Consider the following 19338-nt stretch of genomic DNA (forward strand, 5'->3'; position numbering starts at 1 on the left):
GGCGGGGGTGCCCCACAGGCCGGGTCAGACCTCGGGCCCCTGGGCGCGGAGGTCGTCGACCTTCGACATCGCTTCGCGCAGCGAGCTCAGCCACTCCTCGGCGTGCTCGCCGACCAGGCGGACCGCCCAGGCGAGGGCCTCCGAACGCGAGCGAGCCACGCCGGCGTCCACCAGGGTGTCGAGGATCAGGCGCTCCTCCTGGCGCAGGCGGGTCATCACCGGCACCGAGAGGGTCGTGAACAGCTCCTCCGTGTTGCCGATCTTCGCGCCCCAGGCGACCTTGCGGCCGTAGCGGTGCTCGGCCTGCCTCGCGATCTCGATGCGCTCGTCCCGGGTCTCCTCGCGGAACCGGCTGATCCGGCCCGACTCGGCCGCGGCGCGTTCCGCGTCGTCGGCGAACTCGCCTTCCAAAGCGGGCAGCTGGCCGACGACCGTGATCTCCTCGCGGTCGACCACGACCATCGGCGCCTCGGTGAACCAGCCTTCCGGCAGCCGCCCGGCGAACCACGCGGCCGCGTCGTCCGCGGACGGCAGGTCGGCCTGCTGCCAGCCCCCGCGCCCGCGGCCGCGGCCAGGACCGCCCCAGCCACGACCCGGACCCCAGCGATGTCCTCGTGGACCCATGAATCCCACCCCGCACTCTCCGAACATGACAGCCTCCCGTTCGGCTGACTTACATGATTACAAGGTTACGCGCGTAACGCGATTACGCCATCACGTTCGCTCGGGGCGGACGAGAATGCAAGGTGGGTGGGGGTGAACTCGCAGCTCAGCCGCAGTTTCATGATCAATGGTGGCCTCCGGCCCCCCGTTCACCAGCCTACGGATGACCGCTGACAAGGCCGGTGCGAGTGGTTGAGACGCCTCTCAGTGGCGGCACGACGAGCCAGCGCAGCGGCGCCCGTGGGGTATGACAAGTCCCAGGCCGCGGGCGTGACCGGTCGGCGCAGCGGGATGACGATTCGGCTCGGCGGGCACGCCGGTGAGCTCCCGGCGTCGGGATGGGTCAGCTCAACGCCGTTACCAGCTCGCCTACCTCCGTCACCGGGCGGTCGCACACGTAGCCGTGGCATACGTAGGCCGCCGGAAGGCCGTCGACCAGAGGGCGGTCCGCCAGGAGTGGGACCTCGTCGGGGGCGCCGGCCAAGACGACCGCGCCGCCGGGGGCGTGGCGTACTGCCGCGTCCACCAGGGCTTCGCGGCGGGAGTCGGCTGGGTTGCCGACTATCGCCACCTGGATCGGGCCCTGGACCAGTGCCTCGGCGACCGACAACCAGTGGCCGGCGAACCGCGGCGCCCGCGACGCCAGCATCCCGGCCCGGGCGACGGCTTCCTCGGCGGCGGCCCGGTAGCGCGCGGAGCGGTCCGGGCCCACCAGCGCGGACGCGGTCAGCAGCGCGCTCGCCGTGGCTGACGCGCCCGACGGGCTCGCGTTGTCACTCGGGTCGGACGGGCGCCACACCAGGGCATCCGCGTCGTCGGCCGTGTCGTGGAAGGCGCCGGGCGACGACTCGTCCGCGAAGTGCGCCAGCGCCGTGTCCAGCAGGCCGACCGCCGCGTCCAGCCAGCGGGCCGAACCCGTCGCCTGGTGCAGGGCCAGCAGGCCCTCGGCAAGGCAGCCGTAGTCCTCCAGCACCCCGGCGGCCGGACCGGCCACGCCGTCGCGGGACGCCCGGCGCAGGCGGCCGGAGACCAGGTGCTTGTCGGACACCAGGGTGGCGGCCGCCGTGGCCGCGTCGATCCAGTCGCCCACGCCGAACGCGGCACCCGCGTACGCCAGCGCGCCGATCGCCAGCCCGTTCCACGCCGTGACCACCTTGTCGTCGCGCCCCGGCTGCGGGCGGGCGTCGCGGGCGAGCAGCAGGCGCTCGCGGGCCCGGGTCCACCGCGCCGGCACCTCCGGCTGGCGCATCATGCGCAGCGTCGACGTGCCGTGTTCGAACGTGCCGGACTCCGTGACGCCCAGCAGCCCCGCGACCCACGCGCCGTCGTCCGCGCCGAGCACCTCGGCCAGCTGCGCGGGCGTCCACGCGTACGTCAGGCCCTCGACGCCCTCGGTGTCCGCGTCGAGCGACGCGGCGAAGCCGCCCTCGGGCGTCCGCAGCCGGCGCAGCATGAACTCCGCGGTCTGCGAGGCCACCTCCCGGTGCCGCGCCGAACCCGTGCGCAGCGCCAGGTGCGTGTAGAACCGCAGCAGCAACGCGTTGTCGTACAACATCTTCTCGAAGTGCGGCACCACCCAGCCGGCGTCCACGCTGTACCGCGCGAAGCCGCCGTCCAGCTGGTCGTAGATGCCGCCGTTCGCCATCGCGTCGGCAGTTCCCTCCACAATGGACAACGCTTCGACCGAGCCGGTGCGCTCGTGGTGGCGCAGCAGGAACTCCAGCACCATCGACGGCGGGAACTTCGGCGCCGTGCCGAACCCGCCGTGGCGCCGGTCGTACTCCGGCAGCATCGACAGCGCCGCCCCGTCCAGCGCATCGGCATCCACAGTGGACATCGGGAGCGCGGCGGTCTGCTTCGCCAGCTCGGCCACGATGCGCGTACCGGCCTCGCGTACCTCGCCGTCCCGGTTCGACCACGCCTCGCCGACGGCCGTGAGCAGCTGGCGGAACGACGGCATGCCGGACCGCGGCGCGGGCGGGTAGTACGTGCCGCAATGGAACGGCGCGCCGTCCGGGGTGAGGAAGCACGTCATCGGCCACCCGCCCTGGCCGGTCATCGCCTGCGTCGCGGTCATGTACACCGCGTCGACGTCGGGCCGCTCCTCGCGGTCCACCTTGATGTTCACGAACGCCTCGTTCATGAGCTTGGCGGTCTCGTCGTCCTCGAACGACTCGTGCGCCATCACGTGGCACCAGTGGCACGCCGCATAGCCGACCGACAGCAGGATCGGCACGTCACGGCGCCGCGCCTCGGCGAACGCCTCCTCGGACCACGGCCACCACTCGACCGGGTTCTCCGCGTGCTGCAGCAGGTACGGGCTCGTTGCGTCGGCCAGCCGGTTCGCCATGTGCCCAGCCTCTCAAACGCGGGCCCGGCGCGTCAGTTCTTCGCGGTTCCGCCGTCGGAATCGGCCGGATCCTCGCCGTTCGTCGGCGGGGCGGTCTCCTTGTCCTCGGGCTCGTCGTCGTCGAAGCTCGCGGGCACCCGCTTCAGGTGCTTGGTCATCGAGCGGACCAGCAGGACCACCGCGACGAGCAGGAGCAGCACCACGAACAGACCCGTCGGGGAGGACTTGCCGGTGTCCTCGGTCGGCGCCGGATCCTTGTCCGTCGGCTGGGCGACCAGGGCGACCGTGCCGGTCACCTGGTCGTAGCCCGCAAACGTCATGCACTTACCTTCTCGCTGATCCCGGAGAACAGGTCGTCCTCGGGCAGTGTCGTGTCCACAAGGGACCGCACCAGCTCGTACTCCTCGTACGGCCACACGTCCCGCTGCACCTCGAGCGGCACGGCGAACCACCGGCTGTCGGGGTCGATCTGCGTGGCGTGGGCAAGCAGCGCGGCGTCCCTCGTCTCGAAGTATTCCCCACACTCGATCCGCGTCGTCACCCGGTCGGCCACGTCGCCGCGCTTCTCGTCCCAGTTCTTCAGCCACTCGGCGTACGGCGACTCCAGGCCGCGGGCCAGCAGCGCCTCGTGCACGGCCACCAGGCGCCTGCGGGAGAACCCGTGCGAGTAGTACAGCTTCAACGGCGTCCACGGGTCGCCGGCCTCGGGGTGCAGATCCGGGTCCCCCGCCGCGTCGAACGCCGCGACCGACACCTCGTGGCAGCGGATGTGGTCGGGGTGCGGGTAGCCGCCGTTCTCGTCGTAGGTGATCACCACGTGCGGCTTGAACTCGCGCATCAGCTTGACCAGCGGCGGCACCGACTCGGACAGCGGTACGACCGCGAAGCAGCCCTCGGGCAGCGGTGGCTTCGGGTCGCCCTCCGGCAGCCCGGAGTCGACGAAGCCCAGCCATCTGTGCTGCACGCCGAGGATCTCGGCCGCTCTGGCCATCTCCTTGCGGCGGTACTCGTTCATGTTCTCGAGCACGTCGGGGCGCTCCATCGCGGGGTTGAGGATGCTGCCCCGCTCGCCGCCCGTGCAGGTCGCCACCATGACTTCGTGCCCCTCGGCCACGTACTTGACCATGGTGGCCGCACCCTTGCTCGACTCGTCGTCCGGGTGCGCGTGCACCGCCATCAGTCGCAGCTTCTCCGCCATGATCCGTCGTCCTCCCTGTGGCACTTCACCCCGGGCCGGCACCCCCGTGCGCCTGCCGGATACTCAACCTGGTTGTTCGAACCAAACCGGCCGGGTGCATTGTTCCCGGCGGGTCCGACAAATCCACGTGGAGGGCCAGGATGACAGCACCGGATAGAACGGTGCTGGACGATCGGTACGGCACGCGACCTCGCAAGACGTCGCGGCGGACGTACTGGATCCTCGGTGCCTGCGCTCTGTTGCTGGGTGGCGTCGTCGCGTGGTTCGGCTACCAGAACCTCGGCACCGCCCCCATCCAGACCCAGCAGGTCGGCTTCGAGAACCGTGCCGACGACACCATGCGGTTCACCTTCGAGATCACCAGGGACGCCCCGGAGCGGCCCGCGGTCTGCATCGTGCGCACCCGGATCCGTAACGGAGAGGAAGGGGGCCGCCGGGAGGTTCTGGTCCCGCCCGGCCCGGTCACCATGCGCGTCACCACGTCGATCCGGAGCAGTGACGAACCGGTCACGGCGGACGTGTTCGGCTGCTCATATCAGGTTCCGCCATACCTGTCCACGAGCCTGCCGCCATCAGGGTGAACTGCGCACTTCCCGCTGGTAAATCGGATTAATCGGACATTGCCTCTGTGGCTACCGTGATATCCTGTCTTACCTGCACGGCCCCTGGCGGGGCCGTGTTTTTCCGTTCCGGGTGTTCGCCGCCGCCCGGGAACTACCGGCCCGAATCCGCGGGACCCGGAAGTATTAGCGAGGAGTTGGTGACCGTGAGCGACACCCAGGTGACCTGGCTGACCCAGGAGGCCTACAGCCGGCTCAAGCAAGAGCTTGACGAGCTGATCGAGAATCGCCCGGTTATCGCCGCGAAGATCAACGCCAGCCGCGAGGAGGGGGACCTCAAGGAGAACGGGGGTTACCACGCGGCGCGTGAGGAGCAGGGCCAGGCCGAGGCGCGGATCCGGCACCTGCAGGAGCTGTTGCGCAACGCGAAGGTCGGCGAGGCGCCGGCCAACGACGGGCTCGCGGAGCCCGGCAAGGTGCTCACCATCCGCTACGAGGGCGACGACGAGACGGAGAAGTTCCTGCTTGCCACGCGCGAGGAAGGCGCGGAGGGCGGCCTGGAGGTCTACTCGCCGGAGTCACCGCTGGGCAAGGCGCTGCTGGGCGCCAAGGAGGGCGAGACCCGGTCCTACGAGCTGCCGAACGGCAGCACCCAGGAGGTCACGCTGGTCAAGGCGGTGCCCTACGCCGGCTGAGCGGGTCGGATGCGCATTTCGAGCGGTCGCGGACGAGGTCCGGAGCCAACGGCTCCGGACCGTTCGTCTGTATGGGCCGGACACGGGAAGACGACGCACGTCCACGCCTAGGACCCGGCAACTCGCTCCAGCAGGGGTCGAACCCGCGGCGGGATAGGCGTGGACAGCGCGATCGACGTGGACGTCCGCCGCACCCACCGCACGTCGACGACCTCGTCGATCACGCGCTGCAGGTCGGCGTTGGACCGGGCCACCATCCGAACCAGCAGGTCCCCTTCGCCGGTCGTCGCGTGCACCTCGCACACCTCGTCGATGGCCGCCAGCCGGGAGGCGACCTCCGACCGCTTCCCCTGCGCGATCTCCAGCACGGCGAAGGCGGTCAACCCGTAGCCGACCGCCGCCAGGTCGACGTCCGGCGGGAAGCCCCGCAACACCCCGCGCCGCTCCAGCCGGTCCATCCGCGCCTGCACCGTCCCACGCGCCACGCCCAGCCGCCGCGAGCACTCCAGCACGCCCAGCCGGGGCTCGTCGGACAGCAGGAGCAGCAGGCGTGAGTCCAACGCGTCGAGTGTGTCAACCTGATCGCTCATCTACACAGAATGCCTCATTCCGTCCACTCTCAGGCTGCGGACATTGCACAGGTTGTCCACCAAGAAGAGCGCCGGTTGCGCAGACTGCTCGACGGGGCAGATCCTGCGGTCAGCGCGACGTCCAGCAGGGAGGACACGATGACCGGCATCCTCAACCAGCAGCGACAGTACGACGACGTCAGCTTCGACCAGCTGCGGCAGCTCGTCGGGCTCGTGGACTACGACGAGTCCAAGGACCCCTTCCCCGTCCGCGCGATGGACGCCGTCGTGTTCGTCGTCGGGAACGCCACACAGACCGCGTGGTTCTACCAGGTCGCGTTCGGCATGCGGCTCGTCGCCTACTCGGGCCCCGAGACCGGCAACCGCGACCACAAGTCGTTCGTGCTGAAGTCCGGCTCGGCCCGCTTCGTGATCAACGGCGGTGTGCACCCGGACAGCGAGCACCACGACCACCACCGCAAGCACGGCGACGGCGTGGTCGACCTCGCGCTCGAGGTCGCCGACGTGGACAAGTGCGTCGAGCACGCGCGGGCCCAGGGCGCCACGGTGCTCGAGGAGCCGCACGACGTCTCCGACGAGCACGGCACCATCCGGCGCGCGGCGATCGCGGCGTACGGCGAGACCCGCCACTCGCTCGTCGACCGCTCCCGCTACGACGGCCCGTACCTACCGGGCTACGTGGCCAAGGAGTCCACGGTCCCCGCCCGCAAGCGGCTGTTCCAGGCGGTCGACCACTGCGTCGGCAACGTCGAGCTCGGCAGGATGGACTACTGGGTCGAGTTCTACAACCGGGTCATGGGCTTCGTGAACATGGCGGAGTTCGTCGGCGACGACATCGCCACGGACTACTCGGCGCTGATGAGCAAGGTCGTCTCCAACGGCAACCACCGGGTCAAGTTCCCGCTCAACGAGCCGGCGATCGCGAGGAAGAAGTCCCAGATCGACGAGTACCTCGAGTACTACGACGGCGCGGGCTGCCAGCACATCGCGCTCGCCACGAACGACATCATCGCCACGATCACCGCGATGCGCGAGGCCGGCGTGGAGTTCCTGGACACTCCGGACTCGTACTACGACGACCCCGAATTGCGTGCGCGGATCGGCAAAGTGCGCGTGCCGATCGAGACGCTCAAGAAGCACCGGATCCTGGTCGACCGCGACGAGGACGGCTACCTGCTGCAGATCTTCACCAAGCCGATCGGCGACCGGCCGACGGTGTTCTACGAGCTGATCGAGCGGCACGGCTCGCTCGGCTTCGGCAAGGGCAACTTCAAGGCGCTGTTCGAGGCGATCGAGCGCGAGCAGGAGCGCCGCGGCAACCTCTGACGCCCGGCGCGCCGGTGATCATGGCTCCCCTCCACGCATCACCGGCGCGCCACTTCGCCCCCAGTGCGCCAAAGGATGGCGGTGGCCGCTAACAACCGGCTAACAACCCGGGCTCACGCCTCGAGGAACGCCGGGACCAGCGCCAGCAGCAGCGGAACCTGCGCCACGGAGGCGCTGTGCGACGTGCCGGGCAGGATCGCGAGCCGCGAGCGCGGCAAGCCGGCGAGGTCGCCGTTGACGCCGCCGCCGGTCAGCCGGAACAGCTCGACCGCGTGCTCGGGACGGAAGATGTCCGAGTCGCCCATGATCGTCAGCACGGGCGAGGCCATGGCGCGTACCGCGTCCGGGTCGGCCGGCTTCGTGTGGCCGACCATGTCCTTGACCTTGCCGACGAGCGTGTCGAAGTCCTCCGGTCGCGGTGCGGCCGCGAGGTACTCGTCGTGGTACGGGCTGCCGTGCAGCATCTCCGGCCGGATCGTGTCCATCATCTCGAAGTAGCCCGGGTGGTAGCCGTCGTCGTTGATCGCGACGGACTGCAGGACGAGCTTGCGCACCTTCCGCGGGTGCTCGAGGCCGATCGTGAGGGCGACCGCGGCGCCCATGCTGTAGCCCCAGACGTCGGCGCGGTCGACGCCGATCGCATCGAGGAGTGCGACGGTGTCCGCGGCCATCTGCTCGATCCGCAGCGGCCGGTCGATGTCGCCGGTGTGCCCGTGACCCTGCTGCTCCACGGAGATCACCCGCCGGCCCCGCGCGAGCCCGTCGATCAGCGCGCCCCACGAGGTGCCGGTCGCGGAGAAGGCGCCGTGCACCAACACGAGCGGCGGATCGCCGGCAACTATGTCGTCGCCGTGCACCTCGTAGTACATCCTCAGTCCGTTGACGTCGGCGTAGCGGCCGGGGCCTGCGGGCTGGCTCATCTCTGCTCTCCCTGAAGTTGTGGGTCGACGCATACGCGTCGAGCAGGGCGGGGCCGGATCGACAAGCGACACACGTAACTTTTCGCGGCCGGGTATTCTCGGTTGCACACAGCACGCGGATATGGGGAACAGGCATGGCGGTCGGGTCACGGGTGGCGGGAGTGCTCCCGCTCGCGGGGGCATCGTTGGCGGCGGCGGTCCTCGCGGGTGTCGCGGTTTTCAGCGTCCACCAGGCAGGCTGCGCCGACCCGGGCCGCTACGTGCAGCGTGCCGACGGGCAGATGGAGCTCGTCGACAGCTGTGTCGATCCCGCCCAGCTCCCGCCGGCGCACCAGCAGACGCGCAAGCAGCCGGAGCCGGCCGAGCCCGCGCTGAACGAGCTGACCGACAGCGACTCGCTGCCGTAACCGCAGACGCGAAACGGCCCCTCCGGCGAACCGGAGGGGCCGTTTTGGTCGAAGCCTCAGCCCAGCGCCTGCAGCAGGTCCTGCACGAGGTCGGCGCCGTCCTCGATGCCGACGGACAGCCTCAGCACGTCGCCGGGGATCTGCAGCGGGGAGCCCGTCGCGCTGGCGTGGGTCATCTTGTGCGGGTGCTCGATCAGCGACTCGACGCCGCCGAGCGACTCACCCAGGAGGAAGAGCTTCGTGCGGGACGCGACCGCCAGGGCCGCCTCCTCGCCGCCCGCCACGGCGAACGACACCATGCCGCCGAACCGGCGCATCTGCTTGGCCGCGAGCTCGTGGCCGGGGTGCTCGGGCAGGCCGGGGTAGTAGACCTTGGTGACCCGCGGGTGGCCGGTCAGCGCCTCGACGATGCGCTCGGCGTTGTCGCTGTGCCGCTCCATGCGCAGCGCGAGCGTCTTCGCGCCGCGCAGCGTCAGGTACGCGTCGAACGGGCCCGGCACGTTGCCGACGGCGTTGCGCAGGAACGCGAACTCCTCGTACAGCGCGTCGTCGGAGGTGATCAGCGCGCCGCCGACGACGTCGGAGTGGCCGCCGAGGTACTTGGTCGTGGAGTGCAGCACCACGTCGGCGCCGAGGCCGAGCGGGGACTGCAGGTACGGCGTCGCGAACGTGTTGTCGACGACCAGCTTCGCGCCCGCCTCGGCCGCGACGTCCGCCAGCGCGGCGATGTCGGCGATGCCGAGCAGCGGGTTGGTCGGCGTCTCGCACCAGATGACCTTGGTGTTCGGCCGGATCGCCGCACGCGCCACGGCCACGTCGGCCAGGTCGACCGTCGTGTACTCGAGGCCCCACATCGAGAGCACCTTGTCGAGCAGGCGGAACGTTCCGCCGTACACGTCGCCGCCGAGGATCACGTGGTCGCCGGGGCGGGTGATCGACCGGAGCGCGACGTCGGACGCCGCCATGCCGGAGGAGAACGTCAGCCCGTGCCGGCCGCCCTCAAGCGAGGCGAGCGACTCCTCGAGCGCGGTGCGAGTCGGATTGGCGGTGCGGGAGTACTCGTAGCCGCCTTCGCGCAGTCTGCCGACGCCGTCCTGCACGAACGTCGAGGTCGCGTAGATCGGCACGATCACCGAGCCGGTTCGCGGATCGGGCCGCTGACCTGCATGGATGGCCCGGGTCTCAAAGCCCCACCGGCTCGTGTCGTCTCCCATGCTCACAGGTTATTACCTCTCACTGACGTGCCCAGCATGTGGGAAGCGGATCCTGCTCCGTCACCAACAGGAACGTCGGGAACCCGGCTTTTAGTTCACTCGGACCGGTGATGAAGAAGACGCCGGCGGGCACCTGCCCACCGGCGTCTTCTCAATGTCTGGTCACCACTGCTGCGGCGGCCCCTGCTGCGGCGGCCCCTGCTGCGGCGGCGGACCACCGAAGCCCTGCCCCGGCGGCGGCTGCTGGCCGAACCCGCCCGGGGGCGGCCCGCCGAAGCCTTGCTGTGGCGGGCCGCCGAAACCCTGCTGCGGCGGCGGACCACCGTACGGACCGGGACCGCCCGGGCCGCCCGGGCCGGCGAACACGGACTCGCCACCGAGGTACTTGCGGGTCTGCGGGAAGAAGCCGAGCGCACCCGCGCCCGCGACCAGGATGCCGGCGATCAGCGCGAAGATCTTGACGTTGCTGAACGGGGCGTCTCCGGTGTCCACGTCGAACTGACCCATGGCGATCATGTACAGGATCGCGCCCACGATCAGCACGCCGCCGGCCACAACGGTCACCATCGCCGCCATCTTGTGCTTGAGGAAGATCAGCACACCGCCGGCGACCGCGGCGAGGCCGCCGAGCGTCACGATGATCGTGGAGATGTAGAGGAAGCCCGGGGACGCGACGCCGTCCTTGGCCGCGTCCGGCAGGCCCGAGAGCTGGTCGGAGTAGTCGCCGATGTCGCCGGAGAAGATGTCGTCCGCCAGGGCCCAGATCGCGCACACGATGCCGAGCACGGCGACGAGGCCGGCGATGGCCCAGGAGATCATCTGCAGGTTCTGGCCCTGCCCGCCGAAGCCCGGGCCGGCGCCGAGCCCCCGCTGCTGCGCGAACCCGCCGCCGACGGGCGGGCCGTAGCCGGGTGGCGGTGGCGGTTGCTGGCCGAAACCGGGCGGCGGCTGCTGACCGAAGCCGGGTTGCTGGCCGAAGCCGCCCGGCGGGGGCTGTTGCTGGCCGAACCCGCCGGGACCACCGGGAGGCGGCCCGTACCCCGGCGGGGGCTGCTGCTGGCCGAAGCCGGGTGGCGGGGTGTGCTGACCGAACCCACCGGAGTGCTGCGGGTCGGCCCCGGGCGGGGCGTAGGGCGGCTGCTGGGGCGGCATCGAACCGGGCGGCACCATCTGCGTCGCACCGGCGTCGGACTGCTGCTGTTGCTGGCCGTACTGGGCGGGCTGGACGACCTGGGTCGCCTCGCCGCCGGGCTGCTGGCCCGGCTGGATGGCCTGGGTACGCTCGACACCGTCGGCGCCGACCTGGCTCTGCGACGGCCCGCCGGGCATCGCCTGCGTGGCGCCGGGAGTCGACAGCGCCGGGTTGTCCTGGTCGTGCTGTGGCGGCTGGCCGGGGCGCTGCTCCTGGCTCTGCTCACCTTCCCCCTGCTGCGGTGGCTGGCCGCCCTGCCACGGTTGGTTCGGCGGCTGAGGAGAGCTCATCGGGTTCCAACCCCTTCGGAATGTCCTAGATAAGCGTTCGGGCCAACGCTAGTGCATCGTGCGTCCGTTTGCCGGTGGCGGCGTAAGGACGGACGCACGTCACCGGCCCGCCAGAAAGCCGAGCACGTCCTGCCGCGTGACCACGCCCGCAGGCTTGCCGTCGAGCAGGACGAGCGCACCGTCGGCCGCCGACAGCGCGGTCATCGCGACGCTCACCTGCTCACCTGCGCCGATCGTGGGCAGCGGCGGCGACATGTGGTTCTCCAGCCGGTCCGCGAGCGCGGCCTTGCCGGTGAACAGCGCATCCAGCAGGTCCCGCTCGTTGACCGCGCCGACGACCTCGGCGGCCATCACGGGCGGTTCCGCGTTCACGACCGGCATCTGGCTCACGTCGAACTCGCGCAGGTAGGCCACGGCGTCGGCGACGGTCTCGTTCGGGTGCGCGTGCACGAGCGCCGGCATCGCGCCGCCGGTCCCCTTGCGCCGCAGCACGTCGCCGACCGTCGCGCCGGAGTGCTCTGGCGGCAGGAAGCCGTAGGAGGCCATCCAGTCGTCGTTGAACACCTTCGACAGGTAGCCGCGGCCGCCGTCGGGCAGCAGCACGACCACGACGTCGTCCGGGCCGAGCCGCTTCGCGAGCCGGATCGCCGCGGCCGCCGCCATCCCGCACGAGCCGCCGACGAGCAGCCCCTCCTCGCGTGCGAGGCGCCGGGTGACCTCGAAGGACTCCTTGTCGGACACCGGGATGATCTCGTCGGCGACCGTGCGGTCGTAGGTCTTCGGCCAGAAGTCCTCGCCGACGCCCTCGACCAGGTACGGCCGGCCGCTGCCGCCGGAGTACACCGAGCCCTCCGGGTCCGCGCCGACGATCTTGACCCGGCCGTCGGAGACCTCCTTGAGGTAGCGGCCGGTGCCGGAGATCGTGCCGCCGGTGCCGACGCCGGCGACGAAGTGGGTGATCCGTCCGTCGGTCTGGCGCCAGAGCTCGGGCCCGGTGGTGTGGTAGTGGCTCTCCGGGTTCTCCGGGTTGGAGTACTGGTCGGGCTTCCAGGCGTTGTCGATCTCGTCGACGAGCCGGTCGGACACGTTGTAGTAGGAGTCCGGGTGCTCGGGCGCGACCGCGGTCGGGCAGACCACGACCTCCGCGCCGTAGGCCTTCAGCGCGTTCCGCTTGTCCTCGCTGACCTTGTCGGGGCAGACGAACACGCACCGGTAGCCCTTGCGCTGGGCGACCATCGCGAGGCCGACACCCGTGTTGCCGGACGTGGGCTCGACGATCGTGCCGCCCGGCTTGAGCTCGCCGGACTTCTCCGCCGCCTCGATCATCCGCAGGGCGATGCGGTCCTTGACGCTGCCGCCGGGGTTGAAGTACTCGACCTTGGCGAGCACCGTGGCCGGCAGGCCATCGGCCAGCGCGTTCAGCTTGACCAACGGCGTGTTGCCGACCAGATCCATCACGTGCTCGACGTACTCCACCTGTACTCCCTATCTCAGACGCGCCCCCAGCAACCTCGCGCGAGCCTAGCGGCCCGCCCGTTTACCACGCCGACCTGCGGTTCGCCTAACACTCTCGAGCCGGCTTCGAGCTCGATACTAGTGACGCGGCACACACTCGGAATCGGTGCTCGGGACACGTCAGGGCGCCTGCGGCGATGTAACTGAGAACCGGTAGCGGTGTCGATTCGTCTCATCTATCAGGAGGTGCGGGCGATGGCGGGGATGCGAGTGGTGCGGGCGCTGATGCTGGGTGCCGGGTCGGTGGGTGGACTGTCGGGGGCGGCGTACGGGCTGCTCAACGGCCAGTCGCGGCGTGCGCGCATGATCATCGGCAAGTCGACCGGCCTGCCCCGCAACGCCGACGGCGTGTACCTGCCCGACGGCTCCGGCCCGGTCCCCGCCGAGCCCCACGACGCGCTCGGCTTCGCCGTCCTCGGCGACTCCCTCGCCGCCGGCCTCGGCGCGGACACCGAGGACCAGCTGCCCGGCGTACACCTCGCGCGCGGCCTCGCCGAGGAGGCCGGCCGCCCGGTCCGGCTGACCACGCACGCGATCGTCGGCTCGCGCACGTCGGACCTGGACGAGCAGGTCGACGTCGCGCTGATCGACCCACCGGACCTCGCCCTGATCATCATCGGCGGCAACGACGTGACCACGCGGATGCGCGTCGGCACGTCGGCCGCACTGCTCGGCAAGCAGGTCCGCCGGCTGATGCGCGCGGGCACCACGGTCGTCGTCGGCACCTGCCCCGACCTGGACGCCGTCACGCCGATCCCCCAGCCGCTGCGCACGATCGCGTCGCGCTGGTGCCTCGCGCTGGCCCGCGCGCAGCGCCGCGAGCTGGACCGGCTCGGCGCGCACTCGGTGTCGCTCGCCGCGCTCGTTTCCCCGGAGTTCCGGCAGCGGCCGGACGAGCTGTTCAGCGCGGACCGGTTCCACCCCAACGGCGCCGGCTACGAGCTCGCGGCCAGCGTGTTGCTCGCGCCGCTGTGTGATGCTGCCGGCTTGACCCACAGTTGGGGGCTGCTCACCGCGTAGCCTCTCTGTCAGTCGCCGTGTCACCGTGCGTCTGACGAAGGAGTTGCGCCATGCCAGAGGCGGTCATCGTGTCCGCGGCCCGCTCGCCGATCGGCCGGGCGAACAAGGGATCGCTCGTCGACATCAGGCCCGACGATCTCGCCGTGCAGATCGTGCGCGCGGCGCTGGACAAGGTGCCGGAGCTGGACCCGACGCAGCTCGACGACCTGATGCTGGGCTGCGGCCTGCCGGGCGGTGAGCAGGGCTTCAACATGGGCCGCGCGGTGGCCGTCGAGCTTGGCTACGACCACCTGCCGGGCTGCACGGTCACCCGTTACTGCGCGTCGAGCCTGCAGACCTCGCGGATGGCGTTCCACGCGATCAAGGCCGGCGAGGGCTCGGCGTTCGTCAGCGCCGGCGTGGAGACGGTGTCGCGGTACGCCAAGGGAAGCTCGGACAGCTGGCCGGACACGCACAACCCGTTGTTCGCCGAGGCCGAGGCCCGCACCGCCGCGGCCGCCACCGAGGGTGCGACCGAGTGGCACGACCCGCGCCAGGACGGCTCGGTGCCGGACGTGTACCTGGCCATGGGCCAGACCGCCGAGAACCTCGCGCTCGCGAAGGGCGTGACGCGCGAGGACATGGACCACTTCGGCGTGCGCTCGCAGAACCTCGCCGAAGAGGCGATCAAGGCCGGCTTCTGGGCGCGGGAGATCACGCCGGTGACGCTGCCGGACGGCCGCGTGGTGGACACCGACGACGGGCCACGCCCGGGCGTGACCTACGAGAAGACGTCCACTTTGGACCCCGTGTTCCGGCCCAACGGCCGCGTGACGGCCGGCAACTGCTGCCCGCTCAACGACGGCGCGGCCGCGCTGGTGATCATGTCGGACACGAAGGCCGCCGAGCTCGGCATCACGCCGCTCGCGCGCATCGTGTCGACCGGCGTCTCCGCGCTGTCGCCGGAGATCATGGGCCTGGGCCCGGTCGAGGCGTCGCGCCGCGCGCTGGCCCTGGCCGGGATGACGATGTCGGACATCGACCTGGTCGAGATCAACGAGGCCTTCGCCGCGCAGGTGATCCCGTCCTACCGCGACCTGGAGATCCCGCTGGAGAAGCTGAACGTCAACGGCGGCGCGATCGCGGTCGGCCACCCGTTCGGCATGACCGGCGCCCGGATCGCCACGACGCTCGTCAACTCCCTGCAGTGGCACGACAAGCAGTTCGGCCTCGAGACCATGTGCGTGGGTGGTGGCCAGGGCATGGCCATGATCCTGGAACGCCTCAGCTGATTGCCGTCACGGTTCCCTGAGGTTGCGTTGGTCGGTCCGCGACCTGCTGCGGGCGACCGCGCAGGAGCCGCGCCCGGGTCTAGTACAGCGCCCGGCGGTCCTCGGGGAAGCCCGTCCAGCGCAGCTCCGGCGGCAGGTGGGACTGGTCGTTGAAGGTGATCACCGACGACGGGCCCATCTCGCGGTACTGGATGATCGTCAGCGCGGCATTCGCCGCGTTGACGCCCAGCCACCGCCACTGCGGCGCGTCCAGCGCCGCCCGCACGAACCAGCAGACGATCTGGCTGTGCGTGATCAGCAAGGGGCGCCCGCTCTCCGCGGTCGCGAACTCCGCCAGCGCCTTCGCACCCAGTTCCGGGCCGCCGGAGCGCTCGTCCACCGAGAACTGCTCCAGGTACTGGGTCGCGACCGGGGCGAACTCCCACGGCAGCTCTGCGGCCAGCGGCAGGTACGGCGGATAGTCCGCGACCAGCGCCGACTCCCGCACCGGCACCTCGCCGAGCGCCTCGGCGACGATCGCGGCGGTCCGGGCCGCGCGCGGGAGCGGGCTGTGGTGCACGGCCGTCAGGCCCACCCCGGCCAGCCGCTCGCCGAGCAGCCGCGCCTGCTCGGCGCCCCGGTCGGTCAGCTCGCCGCCTTCGCCGGCGTCGCCGTGTCGGGCCAGGTACAGGAACCTCATACGCTCGGGGCCATGCGCGTCGCGGCGGTGATCATGCGGTCGAACGCGTCGCCGTCCTTGGGGTCGTACAGGCCCGCAAGGAGTTTGAGCACGAGCCTCATCAGCGTCGTGCGCGGCAGGCCGTACTTCGTCGCCGTGCGCATCACCAGCGGGTTGCCGATCAGCCGGCTGAAGATGTTGCCCAGCCGGTAGTACGAGCCCAGCGATTCCTTGAGCGCCAGCGGGTAGGCCGCGAGCGCGCGCTCCCGCGACGGCCCCTCCGGCCGCGCAAGCGCCTGCACGACGCACTCGGCGGCGAGCTTCGCCGACTCCATCGCGTACCCGATCCCCTCACCGTTGAACGGGTTGACCATGCCGCCGGCATCGCCGACGAGCAACAGCCCGCGCGCGTAGTGCGGCGTGCGGTTGAAGCCCATTGGCAGCGCCGCGCCGCCGATCTTGCCCGTGGCGTTGTGCTCGCGGAAGCCCCACTCCTCGGGCGTACCGTCCAACCAGGACCGCAGCAGCGCCCGGTAGTCCGTCTTGCCGAAGGCCTTGGACGTGGACAGGATGCCCAGGCCGACGTTGACCGTCCCGTCGCCCATGCCGAAGATCCAGCCGTAGCCGGGCAAGAGCTTCGGCTCCGCCGGGTCCGACCGGTCCCACAGCTCCAGATGCGACTCGAGGTAGCCGTCCTTCGACCGCGGCGAGGCGTAGTACCGCCGCACCGCGACGCCCATCGGCCGGCTCTCGATCTTGTCCAGCCCGACCGAGAGCGCGAGCCGCGCGGACACCCCGTCGCAGGCCAGCACGACCGGCGCGCGGTAGGTCACCGGCGCACGCTCCGGGCCGACCTTCGCGGCCACACCCTCGACGCGTCCGGTCCGCTCGTCGAGCACCGCGCCGGTCACGTTCGTCTGCTCGAGCAGCCGCGCGCCCGCCCGCTGCGCCGTCCGCGCCAGCATCTCGTCGAAGTCCATCCGCGTGCGCACCACGCCGTACGGCGGGAACGTCGCGAGGTCGGGCCAGTCGAGCTCCAGCGTCACACCGCCGCCGACCACCCGCAGCCCCTTGTTCTGCAGCCAGCCGGCCTCCTCGCGGGTGTCGACGCCCAGGTCGATCAGCTGCTTGACGCCGCGCGGCGTCAGGCCGTCGCCGCAGACCTTCTCGCGCGGGAACGTGCTCTTCTCCAGCAGCAACACGTCGAGCCCGGCCCGGGCCAGGTAGGTCGCCGCGGTCGATCCGGCCGGCCCGGCGCCGACCACGATGACCTCGGCGTCCTCCGTTGCCTTGCGTCGGCTCATCCGGCGGCTCCTCAGGAAGACGGCTTGTGAAAACGTTCACGAACTGCCCGCCATTCTACGGCCGCGGACGGTCCGCGCAGGCGTGAGGAAACGGACAGCTCCCGATCCGCGACAGGTAAATATCACCACAAGTGACGCGGTACCCGGGGGCCGACATGACACGACGCGGACCGACCCTGCCCGAACCCGGCGCACCCCGGCCCGCGCCACTGCTCGGTCCCACGGCGACCGCCTCCTTCCTGGTCGCGGGCGCGTGCGTGGTCGGCGTCCTGGAGGCGTGGTCGGCGTGGCACCGGCACTCGGTCGGCACGGACTACGCCGCGGGCGTGCCCGGCGTCTGGGTGGCCGACCTGGCGAGCGCGGACGCGACCGCCCGCATGATCGGCCTGCTGTACGTCATCGCGCTGCTCGCCGCCGGGATCGCGTTGCTGGTGTGGCTGGCCCGGGTCCGGGCGAACGCGCGGCTGCTGGCCGACCGCCGGCCGCTGTCCACCGGCTGGGCATTCGGTGCCTGGTTCGCGACCACGCTCGTCGCGCTCGCGCTGACCTACGTGCTCCGCGGCTGGCCGGCGTTGCCGGAGCTGCGCGGGCTCGCGATCGCGGAGACGTTCTCGGTGGCGCTGCAGTGCGTCGCCGGCGGCCTGGTGATCGTGGTGGTCCGGCGGGTCACTCGCCGGCAGCTGGCGCCGCATCCGGTGGCGCGGGCTTGATCGCGCGGTGCAGGGCGACCACCCCGAAGGTCAGGTTCAGCCACTCGACCTCGTCCCAGCCTGCCTCGGCGATCAGCTGCGCCAGCGCCATCTGGTCGTGCCAGTCGCGCATGGACTCGGCGAGGTAGGCGTAGGCCTCCTTGTTCGACGAGAACGGCTTGGTGACCCGGGGCAGCAGCCGGAGCACGACGTTGTGGTGCAGCCAGCGAATGGGCCGCCAAGCCGGCTGGGACACCTCGCAGATCACGAGCCGCCCGCCGGGTCGCACGACGCGGCACATCTCGCGCAGCGCGGCGACCGTGTCGTTCATGTTGCGCAGCCCGAAGGAGACGGTGACCGCGTCGAACGCCCCGTCCGCGAACGGCAGGTGGAACGCGTCGGCGGCGACCTTCGGCACGTCGCGCTGCTCGCCGCCGTGCAACATGCCGAGGGAGAAGTCGGCGGCCACGCACCAGGCGCCGGAGCGGGCGTACTCGACGGTGGACACCGCGGTGCCGGCGGCCAGGTCGAGAATCCGCTCGCCGGGCGTCGCCTCGAGCACACGGCGGGTCAGCCAGCGCCAGCGCCGGTCGAAGCCCAGCGTCATCACCGAGTTGGTCCGGTCGTAGCCCTTGGCCACCCCGTCGAACATCCGGGCCACGTCGCGGGGGTTCTTGTCCAGGCCGGCACGAGGCATGCCCAGACCCTACGACTGTGTCGAACGGCTCGTTCCGCTGCCTCGCCACTCGCCGTCCCCCTACTCGCGTGCCGGGCGCCGGCGCGCGAGCGCGCGCTCGTCGGTCCAGCCGGCGACCGTTGCCGGAAGTCTTGCGATTTTCCCGTCGAAGCGGATGTCGAACCGGATGTCGAACCGGCGCGCCGCCGTTCGACGCGCTGGTGACGGCCGATCATCGCGTCCGGGACAGTCCGGAGGCGAGGGACAGGAGGAGCAATGCGTTTTCTGATGATGCACCGGCTCGACGAGAGTGCCCCGGAGGCGTGGAACCCGGGCCCGGAGTTCATCGAGCAGATGGGCGCGAAGATCCAGGAGTGGACCGAGAAGGGCGTGCTCATCACGGCCGAGGGCGTGCTCCCGTCGCAGACGGGCTCGCTGGTCCGCAAGCACAAGGGCGCGAAGATCACCGTGACCGACGGCCCGTTCACCGAGGCCAAGGAGGTCATCGGCGGCTTCGCCCTGATCAACGCCGCGGACCGCGCGGAGGCCGTTCAGCTGGCGTCGGAGTACGCGGCGATGTTCGGCGAGGTCGAGGTGGAGGTCCGCCAGGTGGCCGAGTTCGACGACCTTCCGCCGGAAGCGCAGCCGGGTGCCTGAGCCGTCGTAGTCCACCGTCACCGCTTCGGAGCGGGGCAGGGCCTGGCAGGTGAGGACGAAGCCCGCCGCCAGCTCGTGCGGTTCCAGCGCGTAGTTGCGGCGCATCTCGACCTTGCCCGACGTCACCTTCGCCCGGCAGGTCC

General features: G+C 71.0%; 20 protein-coding genes and 1 pseudogene. 8 read left to right on the forward strand and 13 right to left on the reverse strand.

Annotated features, from left to right (window positions below):
- Positions 1-24: 24 nt before the first annotated feature.
- The 4 genes from abmR to mca all read right to left on the reverse strand — a co-directional run bounded on the left by abmR (position 25) and on the right by mca (position 4211).
- Complete coding sequence (gene abmR, locus VH969_RS07585; protein WP_331972594.1) at positions 25-624, reverse strand: ATP-binding transcription factor AbmR; 600 nt, start codon at positions 622-624, stop codon at positions 25-27.
- A gap of 382 nt (positions 625-1006) precedes the next feature.
- Positions 1007-3013 carry a thioredoxin domain-containing protein gene (locus VH969_RS07590; protein ID WP_331972597.1) on the reverse strand — a complete coding sequence of 669 codons (2007 nt, stop codon included), beginning with the start codon at positions 3011-3013 and terminating at the stop codon, positions 1007-1009.
- A gap of 32 nt (positions 3014-3045) precedes the next feature.
- Entirely contained in the window at positions 3046-3333 is a 288-nt protein-coding gene (locus VH969_RS07595) for a hypothetical protein (protein ID WP_331972600.1), read from the reverse strand.
- Positions 3330-4211 carry a mycothiol conjugate amidase Mca gene (gene mca / locus VH969_RS07600; protein ID WP_331972603.1) on the reverse strand — a complete coding sequence of 294 codons (882 nt, stop codon included), beginning with the start codon at positions 4209-4211 and terminating at the stop codon, positions 3330-3332. The genes VH969_RS07595 and mca overlap by 4 nt, the downstream gene beginning before the upstream one ends.
- Before the next feature lie 140 nt (positions 4212-4351).
- Here mca and VH969_RS07605 point away from each other — a divergent pair, with 140 nt between their 5' ends.
- Positions 4352-4792: a DUF4307 domain-containing protein gene (locus tag VH969_RS07605; protein WP_331972606.1), complete on the forward strand. Its 441-nt coding sequence runs from the start codon at positions 4352-4354 to the stop codon at positions 4790-4792.
- Between the two features lie 176 nt (positions 4793-4968).
- Positions 4969-5466, forward strand: a complete 498-nt coding sequence (gene greA, locus VH969_RS07610) for a transcription elongation factor GreA (protein WP_331972609.1) — start codon at positions 4969-4971, stop codon at positions 5464-5466.
- A gap of 107 nt (positions 5467-5573) precedes the next feature.
- On the opposite strand, the gene VH969_RS07615 is transcribed toward greA, so the two are convergent.
- A complete protein-coding gene (locus tag VH969_RS07615; RefSeq protein ID WP_331972612.1) occupies positions 5574-6056 on the reverse strand; it encodes an Lrp/AsnC family transcriptional regulator in 483 nt (160 codons plus the stop codon).
- A gap of 138 nt (positions 6057-6194) precedes the next feature.
- On the opposite strand from VH969_RS07615, the gene hppD reads away from it, so the two are divergent.
- Positions 6195-7382, forward strand: coding sequence for a 4-hydroxyphenylpyruvate dioxygenase (gene hppD / locus VH969_RS07620; RefSeq protein WP_331972615.1), 1188 nt, complete (start codon positions 6195-6197; stop codon positions 7380-7382).
- 113 nt (positions 7383-7495) lie between these two features.
- Here the strand turns inward: hppD and VH969_RS07625 are convergent, their stop codons facing one another.
- A complete protein-coding gene (locus tag VH969_RS07625; RefSeq protein WP_331972618.1) occupies positions 7496-8302 on the reverse strand; it encodes an alpha/beta fold hydrolase in 807 nt (268 codons plus the stop codon).
- A gap of 134 nt (positions 8303-8436) precedes the next feature.
- Here VH969_RS07625 and VH969_RS07630 point away from each other — a divergent pair, with 134 nt between their 5' ends.
- Positions 8437-8709: a hypothetical protein gene (locus VH969_RS07630; RefSeq protein WP_331972621.1), complete on the forward strand. Its 273-nt coding sequence runs from the start codon at positions 8437-8439 to the stop codon at positions 8707-8709.
- Between the two features lie 56 nt (positions 8710-8765).
- Here VH969_RS07630 and VH969_RS07635 read toward each other — a convergent pair whose 3' ends face one another.
- From VH969_RS07635 to VH969_RS07645, 3 genes are all read right to left on the reverse strand, one after another.
- Positions 8766-9923 carry a cystathionine gamma-synthase gene (locus VH969_RS07635; protein ID WP_331972624.1) on the reverse strand — a complete coding sequence of 386 codons (1158 nt, stop codon included), beginning with the start codon at positions 9921-9923 and terminating at the stop codon, positions 8766-8768.
- A 162-nt stretch (positions 9924-10085) separates the two neighbouring features.
- Positions 10086-11405, reverse strand: coding sequence for a hypothetical protein (locus VH969_RS07640; RefSeq protein ID WP_331972627.1), 1320 nt, complete (start codon positions 11403-11405; stop codon positions 10086-10088).
- 99 nt (positions 11406-11504) lie between these two features.
- Positions 11505-12881, reverse strand: coding sequence for a cystathionine beta-synthase (locus VH969_RS07645; protein WP_331972630.1), 1377 nt, complete (start codon positions 12879-12881; stop codon positions 11505-11507).
- A 234-nt stretch (positions 12882-13115) separates the two neighbouring features.
- On the opposite strand from VH969_RS07645, the gene VH969_RS07650 reads away from it, so the two are divergent.
- Positions 13116-13940 carry an SGNH/GDSL hydrolase family protein gene (locus tag VH969_RS07650; RefSeq protein ID WP_331972633.1) on the forward strand — a complete coding sequence of 275 codons (825 nt, stop codon included), beginning with the start codon at positions 13116-13118 and terminating at the stop codon, positions 13938-13940.
- A 50-nt stretch (positions 13941-13990) separates the two neighbouring features.
- Positions 13991-15211, forward strand: a complete 1221-nt coding sequence (locus tag VH969_RS07655) for an acetyl-CoA C-acetyltransferase (protein ID WP_331972636.1) — start codon at positions 13991-13993, stop codon at positions 15209-15211.
- A gap of 79 nt (positions 15212-15290) precedes the next feature.
- Here the strand turns inward: VH969_RS07655 and VH969_RS07660 are convergent, their stop codons facing one another.
- Together VH969_RS07660 and VH969_RS07665 are read right to left on the reverse strand one after the other, a co-directional pair.
- Positions 15291-15890 carry a histidine phosphatase family protein gene (locus VH969_RS07660; protein WP_331972639.1) on the reverse strand — a complete coding sequence of 200 codons (600 nt, stop codon included), beginning with the start codon at positions 15888-15890 and terminating at the stop codon, positions 15291-15293.
- On the reverse strand, positions 15887-17173 hold the full coding sequence (locus VH969_RS07665; protein ID WP_331972642.1) for a geranylgeranyl reductase family protein: 1287 nt from the start codon (positions 17171-17173) through the stop codon (positions 15887-15889). Before VH969_RS07665 ends, VH969_RS07660 begins: the two co-directional genes overlap by 4 nt.
- A gap of 155 nt (positions 17174-17328) precedes the next feature.
- On the opposite strand from VH969_RS07665, the gene VH969_RS07670 reads away from it, so the two are divergent.
- Positions 17329-17883, forward strand: coding sequence for a DUF4328 domain-containing protein (locus tag VH969_RS07670; RefSeq protein WP_331972645.1), 555 nt, complete (start codon positions 17329-17331; stop codon positions 17881-17883).
- On the opposite strand, the gene VH969_RS07675 is transcribed toward VH969_RS07670, so the two are convergent.
- Positions 17840-18559, reverse strand: coding sequence for a demethylmenaquinone methyltransferase (locus VH969_RS07675; protein WP_331972648.1), 720 nt, complete (start codon positions 18557-18559; stop codon positions 17840-17842). The genes VH969_RS07670 and VH969_RS07675 overlap by 44 nt on opposite strands.
- 255 nt (positions 18560-18814) lie before the next feature.
- On the opposite strand from VH969_RS07675, the gene VH969_RS07680 reads away from it, so the two are divergent.
- Positions 18815-19195: a YciI family protein gene (locus tag VH969_RS07680; protein WP_331972651.1), complete on the forward strand. Its 381-nt coding sequence runs from the start codon at positions 18815-18817 to the stop codon at positions 19193-19195.
- 45 nt (positions 19196-19240) lie between these two features.
- Here VH969_RS07680 and VH969_RS07685 read toward each other — a convergent pair.
- Positions 19241-19338: pseudogene (locus VH969_RS07685) on the reverse strand (2Fe-2S iron-sulfur cluster-binding protein); the annotation flags it as partial.

Origin of the sequence: Actinophytocola sp. (assembly GCF_036555685.1) — a bacterium.
Classification (GTDB): Bacteria; Actinomycetota; Actinomycetes; order Mycobacteriales; family Pseudonocardiaceae; genus Actinophytocola.

Bases quoted from the DNA above. Each gene is read 5' to 3' on its own strand.
- abmR (WP_331972594.1), bottom strand. From the start codon at position 624: ATGGGTCCACGAGGACATCGCTGGGGTCCGGGTCGTGGCTGGGGCGGT.
- VH969_RS07590 (WP_331972597.1), bottom strand. From the start codon at position 3,013: ATGGCGAACCGGCTGGCCGACGCAACGAGCCCGTACCTGCTGCAGCAC.
- VH969_RS07595 (WP_331972600.1), bottom strand. From the start codon at position 3,333: ATGACGTTTGCGGGCTACGACCAGGTGACCGGCACGGTCGCCCTGGTC.
- mca (WP_331972603.1), bottom strand. From the start codon at position 4,211: ATGGCGGAGAAGCTGCGACTGATGGCGGTGCACGCGCACCCGGACGAC.
- VH969_RS07605 (WP_331972606.1), top strand. From the start codon at position 4,352: ATGACAGCACCGGATAGAACGGTGCTGGACGATCGGTACGGCACGCGA.
- VH969_RS07615 (WP_331972612.1), bottom strand. From the start codon at position 6,056: ATGAGCGATCAGGTTGACACACTCGACGCGTTGGACTCACGCCTGCTG.
- hppD (WP_331972615.1), top strand. From the start codon at position 6,195: ATGACCGGCATCCTCAACCAGCAGCGACAGTACGACGACGTCAGCTTC.
- VH969_RS07625 (WP_331972618.1), bottom strand. From the start codon at position 8,302: ATGAGCCAGCCCGCAGGCCCCGGCCGCTACGCCGACGTCAACGGACTG.
- VH969_RS07630 (WP_331972621.1), top strand. From the start codon at position 8,437: ATGGCGGTCGGGTCACGGGTGGCGGGAGTGCTCCCGCTCGCGGGGGCA.
- VH969_RS07635 (WP_331972624.1), bottom strand. From the start codon at position 9,923: ATGGGAGACGACACGAGCCGGTGGGGCTTTGAGACCCGGGCCATCCAT.
- VH969_RS07640 (WP_331972627.1), bottom strand. From the start codon at position 11,405: ATGAGCTCTCCTCAGCCGCCGAACCAACCGTGGCAGGGCGGCCAGCCA.
- VH969_RS07650 (WP_331972633.1), top strand. From the start codon at position 13,116: ATGGCGGGGATGCGAGTGGTGCGGGCGCTGATGCTGGGTGCCGGGTCG.
- VH969_RS07655 (WP_331972636.1), top strand. From the start codon at position 13,991: ATGCCAGAGGCGGTCATCGTGTCCGCGGCCCGCTCGCCGATCGGCCGG.
- VH969_RS07660 (WP_331972639.1), bottom strand. From the start codon at position 15,890: ATGAGGTTCCTGTACCTGGCCCGACACGGCGACGCCGGCGAAGGCGGC.
- VH969_RS07665 (WP_331972642.1), bottom strand. From the start codon at position 17,173: ATGAGCCGACGCAAGGCAACGGAGGACGCCGAGGTCATCGTGGTCGGC.
- VH969_RS07670 (WP_331972645.1), top strand. From the start codon at position 17,329: ATGACACGACGCGGACCGACCCTGCCCGAACCCGGCGCACCCCGGCCC.
- VH969_RS07675 (WP_331972648.1), bottom strand. From the start codon at position 18,559: ATGCCTCGTGCCGGCCTGGACAAGAACCCCCGCGACGTGGCCCGGATG.
- VH969_RS07680 (WP_331972651.1), top strand. From the start codon at position 18,815: ATGCGTTTTCTGATGATGCACCGGCTCGACGAGAGTGCCCCGGAGGCG.